The organism is Bradyrhizobium sp. Leo170, from assembly GCF_004296405.1.
In the GTDB taxonomy this organism is placed as follows: domain Bacteria; phylum Pseudomonadota; class Alphaproteobacteria; order Rhizobiales; family Xanthobacteraceae; genus Bradyrhizobium.
The window spans coordinates 1-9017 of the sequence record NZ_PSRR01000351.1 but is presented as its reverse complement, the minus strand read 5'-3'; the positions used below and the strand labels follow the sequence as shown (position 1 = coordinate 9017).

At 64.0% G+C, this 9017-nt stretch carries 6 protein-coding genes and 1 pseudogene; 5 read left to right on the top strand and 2 right to left on the bottom strand.

Features of this window, described 5'->3' with window-relative positions; genetic code table 11:
• Positions 1 to 9: 9 nt before the first annotated feature.
• Positions 10 to 1908 (bottom strand): substrate-binding domain-containing protein, encoded by a 1899-nt coding sequence (locus CWO89_RS36350; RefSeq protein WP_165421474.1) that lies wholly within the window; start codon positions 1906 to 1908, stop codon positions 10 to 12.
• Between the two features lie 362 nt (positions 1909 to 2270).
• Between CWO89_RS36350 and CWO89_RS49275 the strand changes: the two genes are divergently transcribed.
• The 4 genes from CWO89_RS49275 to CWO89_RS36335 all read left to right on the top strand — a co-directional run bounded on the left by CWO89_RS49275 (position 2271) and on the right by CWO89_RS36335 (position 7982).
• Positions 2271 to 2948 (top strand): tetratricopeptide repeat protein, encoded by a 678-nt coding sequence (locus CWO89_RS49275; RefSeq protein WP_349644928.1) that lies wholly within the window; start codon positions 2271 to 2273, stop codon positions 2946 to 2948.
• Positions 2945 to 4495 (top strand): O-linked N-acetylglucosamine transferase, SPINDLY family protein, encoded by a 1551-nt coding sequence (locus tag CWO89_RS36345; protein WP_349644927.1) that lies wholly within the window; start codon positions 2945 to 2947, stop codon positions 4493 to 4495. Before CWO89_RS49275 ends, CWO89_RS36345 begins: the two co-directional genes overlap by 4 nt.
• 161 nt (positions 4496 to 4656) lie before the next feature.
• Positions 4657 to 7077, top strand: a complete 2421-nt coding sequence (locus CWO89_RS36340) for a tetratricopeptide repeat protein (RefSeq protein WP_130583205.1) — start codon at positions 4657 to 4659, stop codon at positions 7075 to 7077.
• A 275-nt stretch (positions 7078 to 7352) separates the two neighbouring features.
• Positions 7353 to 7982, top strand: coding sequence for an RNA polymerase sigma factor (locus CWO89_RS36335; protein WP_130583204.1), 630 nt, complete (start codon positions 7353 to 7355; stop codon positions 7980 to 7982).
• Between the two features lie 114 nt (positions 7983 to 8096).
• Here the strand turns inward: CWO89_RS36335 and CWO89_RS36330 are convergent, their stop codons facing one another.
• Positions 8097 to 8690 (bottom strand): prepilin peptidase, encoded by a 594-nt coding sequence (locus CWO89_RS36330; protein WP_130583203.1) that lies wholly within the window; start codon positions 8688 to 8690, stop codon positions 8097 to 8099.
• Between the two features lie 68 nt (positions 8691 to 8758).
• Between CWO89_RS36330 and CWO89_RS36325 the strand changes: the two are divergent.
• Positions 8759 to 9017: pseudogene (locus CWO89_RS36325) on the top strand (hypothetical protein); the annotation flags it as partial.

Below are 9017 nucleotides of genomic sequence, written 5' to 3'. Positions count from 1 at the left end.
GGCGCTGGCTTACAGCGCGCCGCTGGCGCTGGCGCAGTTGGTGCCGGCTGTGCCCCCAATGGCGATTCGTTCGGCGCTGGAGGGGCTCAGGTACTTGTTCCTGATGATGGTCGCGTAGGCGGCCGGCACCGGGTTGAACCCGACGTTCTGGATCACGCCCGTGAGCAAGGGGTTGCTGGCAGCGTAGTGCCAGGTCAGGTAGTTCGTCAGACTGGTGACGCGATTGACGGGGTCGGTGGGTTGCTCTCCTGTCGGGAGTTTGTAGCAGCTATAGAGGAACATGAACGCGGTGCCGCTGAGCGGATAGGCGTTCGCCCTGTTGGTGAGCGGCAGCACAGACTTGCCGGTCACGCTCACACCGCCCTGGGTCACCGAGCCGAAGACGTTGTTGTAGATGTTGAAGTCAACCCAGGTCCAGGTCGTGGCCGGCACCCGCAGCCGGGTGTCGGTCCACGCGTTGAGGGCACCGGCCGGTGTCGGCGCGATGAACTCCAGAGTTGTAGGTGTCGTGTTGTCCGGAACATAGATGCCGGCGATGCGCAGCTGTTCGTTCTGCAGCGCTGCCGAATACGGTGCCGTGACGGTCCCCCCCGCCGCGGTCGGGACGTTGGTGGTGTACGGCTGGGAGAAGTCGGCGCTGACGTATCCGATTCGGCCCGAGTTGGTTGCGTCGGTGCTGACATTGGATGCCACGTTGCCGCTTCCCGTTTGGGCGATCCACTGCGACGTGACGGCCGAGTTGTTGATGTTGGCGATCAGGGTCGCAAAGCTCGTGCTCGGAAGGTTCGTGGCGCCGAAGATCGTCGCATACGTGGAGGAGATCTGCGGGCAGACAGCCTTGAGATAGTTGGTCAGGATGAAGCTCGTGCCGCTGCCGTCCCCGCGATACACGACCCTGATGGTCTTGGAGGTCGCCGAGTAAGGCTGCGCCACGCCCGAAGGGTCTTTGTTGGCGTCGTTGAAGGCCCCGAGCTGTGGTGTGCCGGCGCTGTCGAGGTACGGGACCTTGTTGGGAGTGGTGTCGTTCCAATCGGTCACCAGGCCCGAGAAGATCGCACACATCTGCGCCGTGGTGAGCTGGATGGCGGCGCCTTGGTTGGCTTGGGTGCCTGGCGTGGTGCCCGCGCCTGTGACCGCCGAGTAGACGCTGCTTATTGTTGTTGTTCCGCTAACGGTGGTCATCCCGTTCGTGTTGACGACGATCGCGACGTTGACCTCGAACGCCGGAACCTGGATCGGCGCGCCATAGGTGGTGGGGTTATAGGCAACAGCCGTCGAGGTGCCCACGGTGATAGCGGGTGTCACGCCGCCGGTGGTCGACCAGCTTTGCGCCGGGGTGAAGGTGAACGACACCGTCGTAAGGGTCGTGGCACCGGTGGCAATCGCCAGCGGCGAGTCCGACATGCCGACGTCGACACGCGGATACGGATAGCTGCCGAAGATCGTCGCCGGAGAGCCCGTATTCGAAAAGTCGATGATCGGCGGCTTGGCCGCCGGCAGGAACATGGTGGTGATCGTCGACGTCATCACCGAGCCTGCGGTCACTGAGCCGCTATACCACTGCTGCGGGTTGTTGGCGATGAAGCCGCGGGTGCCGTTGCCGGAGCCGACGCCGGCATACAGGCCGTTCACCACCGTACTCACGGTGCAGGTGGTCGGCAGATGGCCCGGTGCCGGGAAGCCGCCAAACTGGTAGCCGTCGTTGGCCGTGGCGCCGAACCCGAAGCCGACGGTGCCGCCCGTGTAGCAGTCGAGAATCTGCCGGAAGGCTTCCGAGGCGAGCGTGCTGCCGGCGAAGTAGATCGGCTTGGTGGCCGAGGAGGCGCCCGCGTTCGCGGGCACGGTGGCCGAGGAGGCGAGCAGCGCGAGCACCGACGCGGTGCCGAGCAGGTATTTGGACGATTGCATTTTCATGTCTCAGGTCCTGTGGGGTTTGTAACCAGCGGCGCGCGTCGTCATCCCGTCGTCACGAGAGTGCAAAGTAATGTTCAAGATTTGATGAAGTAATTTTATGCATATCTGTCACGGTCGCAGCGATGGCACATGAAGATTGCAAGTCACTCACGCGTCGAAGTTATGTCTCCGTCGTCGATGATTGGCTAACATCTAATAGACAACATGAGCCTTGACCTCGCGAAGAGAAAATTTCGAGTCATGTTTGGAAAAATAACTTAGCAATACTCTGAGAAATGATCTATGGAATCCCGACCTGATGACCGTCTTCCGGCGGTGCCATCGACGCGGGAATTGTTTCAAGCGAGGCCTCCCACATGGAAGACAATTCAGGCGGGCGCCTCGCGATACGCGAGGAGCATGGCGGCCATGCAATTCTGGCACGGCCGGTGCCGTCACCATCCGCCGCGAGATCGCCCGCAATCAACGGAGGCGAGCGTCCGTCCGCCAATCTGCGGCGCGCACAGGAGCTGCACCAGCAGGGCGTCGCGCATGGGCAGCAGGATCGCTGGCGTCAGGCGTTGCGCGCATTCAACGAGGCGGCGCGGCTCGCGCCCGACCAGCCCGCCTTCAACTACTGCAAGGGTGTGGCGCTGTGCCGGCTCGATCGCTTCGACGACGCGCGCGAGGCGTTCATGGCGGAACTCAGGGTGACGCCGACCCACGCGCCGGCGCTGACCGAGATCGGCACGTGTCTGGCGCGCACCGGGCGCACCCGGGATGGTATCCCCTATCTTCAGGAAGGGCTGCGCCTGCTGCCCAACATGCCGCTCGCGCAATACAGTCTCGGTCTTGCGCTGCTCACCGAGAACCGGCGCAGCGAGGCGCTCGCGGCGCTCGACAAGGCGATCGAGCTCGATGCGGGCTACGTGGAGGCCTATCGCACACGCGGTCTCGCCTATGTGATGGACGGTCAGACAAGGCGGTCGACGATCTCCGCGCCGCCTCCACGCTCGACAGCCAGAACTACAAGGCGATCATCGAGCTCGGCGTGAATTTCGGGCTGGCGGTGCGCGACAAGCAGGCGGGGCGGCTGTTCGAACTCGCCGCCGACAGCGCTCCGACCGTGGCTCTGCCGCAGTACATGTACGGTCAATTCCTGATCAATCACCGCCAGTTCGAGCGTGGCTTGAGTTATGTCGATCGCGCGCTCGCACTCGATCCGCTGCAGGGCGAGCATCATGTCGCCCGCGGTTTCGGATTGCTCGGGCAGGGCCGCATCGAGGACGCTGTCGCTGCCTATCGGCGGGCGGGCGAGCTCGATCCTGCCAACCCCGGCTTCGCCGGAACGCTGCTGTTCGCGCTCCAGCACAAGCCCGGCGTCACGCGCGACGAGCTCTTGCACGCCCACAGGCGGTGGGCGACGCTGTATCGGCCGACCGCGCCCATGGATCGGCTGGCGTTTCCGAACACGCCGGATCCGACGCGCAAGCCGCGACTTGGCCTGGTGTCGGCGGATATGCATCGTCACGCCGTGTCGTTCCTGGTCCTGCGCGCGTTCGAGGCGCTCGCCGCGCTCGGCTACGAGATTTGCTGCTACAAGACCGACAGCAAGCGGCAGGACGACGATTTCAGCGAACGCTACAAGGAGATCTCGGTCTCCTGGCGCGATGTGTCCGGGATGGACGGGCCGGCGCTGGGGCAGCAGATCCTCGATGATCGGATCGATATCCTGTTCGATCTCGCCGGCCACACCGCCGGCAACCGCCTGTCGCTGTTCGCCACGCGCGCGGCGCCGATCCAGCTCGGCTGGGCCGGCTATGTCGGCACCGTCGGGCTCGACACCTATGACGGCCTGATCGCCGATCCGGTGGAAATTCCGCCGGAGCATGACGCGAGTTATATCGAGCGTCCGATCCGCCTGCCGGACTGCTACGTCTGCTATCATCCGCCCGAGAAAGCCCCCGAGGTGCTGCCGCTGCCGAGCGCGAATGGCGGCCGCTTCACATTCGGCTGCTTCAACCGGCCGGCGAAGCTCAACAGCGAGGTCGGCAAGGCCTGGGCGCGGATTCTCGAGCAGGTGCCGGATTCGCGAATCCTCATGGTCTATGGCGGTCTCGGCGAGGCGAGCACGCGCGACGCCATCTACAACGTGCTCGGCCAGGGCGGCGTGCCACGCGAGCGTGTCGAGCTTGTGGGCGAAGCCGAGCAGCCGAAGATCTTGCAGGCCTATTGCGACGTCGACCTCGCGCTCGATCCGTTCCCCTATTCGGCGGGCGTGACCACGCTTGAGGCGATGTGGATGGGCGTTCCGACCGTGACCTTCGTCGGCGACACGTTCGCCGGCCGCCACTCCGCGGCCCACCTGACCGCAGCCGGGCTCGGCAGCTTCTGCACGACCAGCATCGACGACTACGTCGCCATGGCGGTCGACTGGACCCGCCGGCGTGACGAACTCGCCGACCTGCGCTCCGGTTTGCGCGCCCGCGTCGCCGCGTCCCCCCTGTGCGACGCGCCGCGCTTTGCCGACAACCTCTCACGCGAACTGATGCGGCTGTGGACCGAATGGTGCGAGGCCAAGACCGCGCGGGGCGCGGCTTAGGACAATTTACTCGTCGTCACCGGGCTTGACCTCTGCGACTCGGCGAAGCCGAGTCGCAGGGGTGACCCCGCTTAGGGGCGCACTGCCTTCCTGATCGGGATGGCCGGGACGAGCCCGGCCATGACGAAAAAAGTGGACAAGCTGAAAGAAGGACCGTGCCGATGTTGAAAGCAGCGAGCGGCGAGGCGCTGGCGTTGGGGGCTTCGATGCTGAAACATGCATCGGCCGAACGGCGGATGGAATTCATCCAGACCGTCATGAACCGCGGCCTCGATCTCTATCAGAGCGGCCAGTTCGACAGCGCCGAGGTCTTGTTCGAGACCGTGGCATCGGAACCCACCGCGCGGCCGCGGGTCCAGCTCATCCGCGGCGTGATCGCGCTGCAACGCGGCGAGGATGAGCGGGCGCTGGACTTGCTCGAGGAGTCGATCCAGCTCAACCCGGTTGACAGCGAGGCGCACGCCAATCTCGGTCTGCTGCTTCTCAAGGTGCGCCAGCATCCGCAGGCACTGGCCGCGTACGCCGCCGCGCTGACGTTGCAGCCGAACAATATCGCGGCGCTGTTTGGTCTCGCCCGTGCGCTGACGACCCTGGATCTGATGGATTTCGCCCACGACGCGTTCCGCGACACGCTGGCGTGCGCGCCCGACTATGCCGACCCCGCGGTCGACTTTGCCGTTCTGCTCAACGATATGGGCCGAAGGGACGAGGCGGTCGTGCTGCTGCAAGACGCGCTTGCACGGCATCCCGAGCACGCAAAGCTGCACGTGATGCTGTTCATCTGCCTGTTCGTCCGTGGCGACTGGCGGGCGGCGTGGCCGCACAACGAGTGGCGGCTCAAGGAACCGGAAGTCAGCAAGCATCTGTTGCCGACCGACCGGCCATGCTGGCAGGGCGAGGATCTCGCCGGCAAGACGATCCTGCTGCAATCCGAGCAGGGCTTCGGGGACACCATCCAGTTCGTGCGCTATGCGCCGATGATCAAGGCGCGCGGCGGCCGGGTGATCCTGCGTGTGCAAGGGCCCTTGCTGCCGCTGATGCGAACGGTCGACGGCATCGACGACGTCTTCGATACCGAGGAAGAGGCAGCGGCGTTTGATGTGCATGTGCCGCTCATGTCGTTGCCGCTGATCTTTGGAACGCAAAGCGATGCAGTTCCTGCGACGGTTCCCTACATCACGCCTGATCCGGACCTGGTCGCGCGGTGGCGCGAGCGGCTCAATGATAGCCTTGGCGCCCACTCCGGTCTTTCCGTCGGCCTGGTCTGGCAGGGCAATCCGGCACACCCCTACGACTGGCGCCGCTCGTTGCGGCTTGATCGCCTGCGGCCCTTGTTCGACTGCCCGGGCACGCGCTTTGTCAGCCTGCAGGTCGGGCCCGGACAGAACCAGCTGACCGAGTTCGATATTGGCATCGTCAATGCCGGTGCACAAATCGACGCCACATCGTTCGCCGATGCCGCGGCGATCATTGCCAATCTCGATCTCGTCATCTCCATCGACAGCGCCATTGCCCATTTGGCCGGTGCGATGGGCAAGCCGGTCTGGATTCTGCTCGCCAAAGGCAGCGACTGGCGCTGGCTCAGGGATCGTGACGATACACCCTGGTATCCGCAGGCGCGGCTGTTTCGGCAGGCCGAAGCGGGCGATTGGGGCGATGTGGTCGAGCGAGTGCGTGCGGAAATGTGGTCAACAGCCGGCGCCGCAGTGCCACTGTCGCAGGAGAGGATCGCGCTGCCACGTGCATCGGATGCGGTCCTCTGCGATGCGCTGTTCGTTGAGGGCTGTCGCCAACAGAAGGTAGGCAATCTTGGTCGTGCGAAGAAGCTGTTCGAGCATGTTCTTTCCCTTGATCCCGAGCATGGGAACACGCTGTGCAATCTCGGTGCGCTGGAGCTCGGTTCGGGCGACGGAGAGCTCGCACTCAGGCGGCTGCAGGTGGCGGTGAGGTTGGCTCCTGATCTCGCGCTGGCACGGACACTGCTGGCCGACGCGTTGATGGCCGCTCAGAAGACGGAACAATCGCTTGCCCAGTATCGCAAGGCGATCGAGCTCGCACCTACCAACGCGGATGCCCACGCCGCCTATGCCAGCGCCCTGCGCAAGCTGGGAGATGGCGAGCAGGCGGATATGCATGCCGATACGGCAAGGCGCCTGATCCATGAGCATTACAGCAAGGCGCTGGAACTTGCCCCCAATGATGACGCGTTGCACGCCGCATACGCCCTCGCGCTGTGCGAGCTCGGTGACATCGACAACGCCATGATGCATTTTCTGGCGGCGACCAAGATCAATCAGCAACAATCGGCGGAGTTCTACGAGGCGCTTGGGCGCGCCTGTGCCGCGCGCGGCAACTCGCAGGGCGCGGAAATCAGCCTGAAACATGCGCTTGCACTCGATCCGCAGCGTGTTACCGCCCATTGCGCGCTTGGCGATCTTTATTGTGTGCTCGATCGCCCCGACGATGCAGAGACCAGTTTCCGCGGAGCGCTGAGCATCGATGCGGGAAGTGCCGTGGCCTTGCGTGGCATCGAACGTGTGCAGACGTCGCACCGGACCATGGCCATCAACGGCATGTCGTGACATGCGCTTCGTTGCGAACGATCGCAGTCACGCTCGCGCAGAAGCTTGCACCGCCGACGGTATTTGCGGATGTACGATCATCGCCCCAACGAGCGCGGCATTCTTGCCGCTCGTTTCGTGCGCAAGAAATCAAACGTGTGTCATTGACTGTTGCGTAGTGCGTCACGAAACCAGCACGCGTTATGGTTTCATTTCCATGTCATCAACCTTGGCTAGAAACGGCGCGACCGAATTGAAGCGTGTCAAATGCCGCGGTTGGGGATGGGGCCCCTGCAATGAGCGACACCAATCGAACGGCGTTGCTCACGCTCCTCGTCGCAAGTTACGACGATCTCAAACAGCGTTTGACACGACGGACCGGATCCGCGGATCTCGCCAACGAGGCTTTGCAGGACACGTTTCTGCGCTTGAGCAAAGCGGACGGTATCGGACCCGTTCGCGATCTGCATGCATATCTGTTCCGAGTGGCGATGAGTGCCATCAGCAACCGGCGCGTTGCGGAGCGCCGCCGCCGTACCGTTTCGGAGACCGATGCGCTGTTCGATCTGGTCGACGACAGCCCTGGCCCGGAAAGGATTATCGAAGCCCGCTCCGAGATCAACGCGCTCAAGCAGGTGATCCAGGAGCTGCCCGCTCGCCGTCGGGAGATTCTCATGGCGATATGTGTTGACGAGGTGCCATTACGGCAGGTGGCGGAGCGGTTCGGCGTCAGCGTGCGCACGATACAGGTCGAGCTCAAGCAGGCAATGGTGCATTGCGCGGTTTGTCTCGAGCGCGGCGCGCGGATGCCGGGAAGCGCGTTCCAGCGCCGAAGTCCGTTCGGCCAGCGGGATCGCTCATCGCGAATTCCACTGAGCGATAACGATACGCTTGCCCGGCGATTGCCATTCGGCGGCGGCAGGTGAGATGTAATGGGGAGGCAGGCTCACACCGTCCGATCTGCCGAGGTGGCTACACCATGTTTGACGCTTGAGCTGCGAAGCCTTCGCCACCCGCATCGGATACTCTCAAATCCGAGATCAAGCCGCCTGCAGTCGTACGGCGTAGTCGACCAACCAAAGGGCGGGACACAGGAAGGCTCCAAATGGCAGTTTTGTCGTGCGCTCGACGGAATGGTCACGCAGCCGTGTCAGCAGCACGGCGATCAACGCGGCGCCGGTTGCCAATGCGAAGCACAGCGGCACCATGTCGAGCGGGAGCCACGCGCCGATGGCGGCCGCGAGCTTGACGTCGCCGAGCCCCAGGCCTTCGCGCTGCCGCAGCCATCTGTAGGTCCGGCGCATCAGCCAGAGTGCCGCGGCAACCAGGATGGCACCGCCCAGTGCGGTGGTCAGCGCACTCCAGCGATCGAACGGATCGAGCACGGTCGTGGCAACAAGCCCTGCGAAGAGGGCGCTTCCGGTGACGATGTCGGGAAGCAGGAAGTTACGCGCGTCGATATCGGCGCCGGCAATCATCAGTGTGCCGAGAACGGTCGACGCCAGCGCGTGCGGCCATGGCAGCGTTGCAGCGGAGACCAGCGCGACGGCCGCAAATCCGCAAAGCAGCACGGTGCGGTTAGGATGCAGGGCCTCCGAAGTTACATCATCATCGGCGTGCTCGTCGATCGTCATCGTCGCCTCATGTCGCTTCGCGCTGTGGAAGAACCTGCCGTGCGGGCCAGGCATGTCGGAGCTGTGCAATGCTAGCGCACGAAAACAATGCGACTGCGACAGCAGCCGTGCCGCCGAACGATTTCATGACCTATCTCGCGGGAAGGGGCGCGTTGCGCGATGGCCAGAGGGAAGACGGAGCGCGTCGCGTCCGTAACGGCGACGGGTCGGCTGGCCATACCGACTGGAGTGCCGTCACCAGGCTCACGCCTTCGGCACTGGCCGACGAACTGGCCAGTTTCTATCGATGCGACCGGGTCCGGCGCGACGATCTAGTGGTCTATCACA

Bases quoted from the DNA above. Each gene is read 5' to 3' on its own strand.
- CWO89_RS36350 (WP_165421474.1), bottom strand. From the start codon at position 1,908: ATGCAATCGTCCAAATACCTGCTCGGCACCGCGTCGGTGCTCGCGCTG.
- CWO89_RS49275 (WP_349644928.1), top strand. From the start codon at position 2,271: ATGGAAGACAATTCAGGCGGGCGCCTCGCGATACGCGAGGAGCATGGC.
- CWO89_RS36340 (WP_130583205.1), top strand. From the start codon at position 4,657: ATGTTGAAAGCAGCGAGCGGCGAGGCGCTGGCGTTGGGGGCTTCGATG.
- CWO89_RS36335 (WP_130583204.1), top strand. From the start codon at position 7,353: ATGAGCGACACCAATCGAACGGCGTTGCTCACGCTCCTCGTCGCAAGT.
- CWO89_RS36330 (WP_130583203.1), bottom strand. From the start codon at position 8,690: ATGACGATCGACGAGCACGCCGATGATGATGTAACTTCGGAGGCCCTG.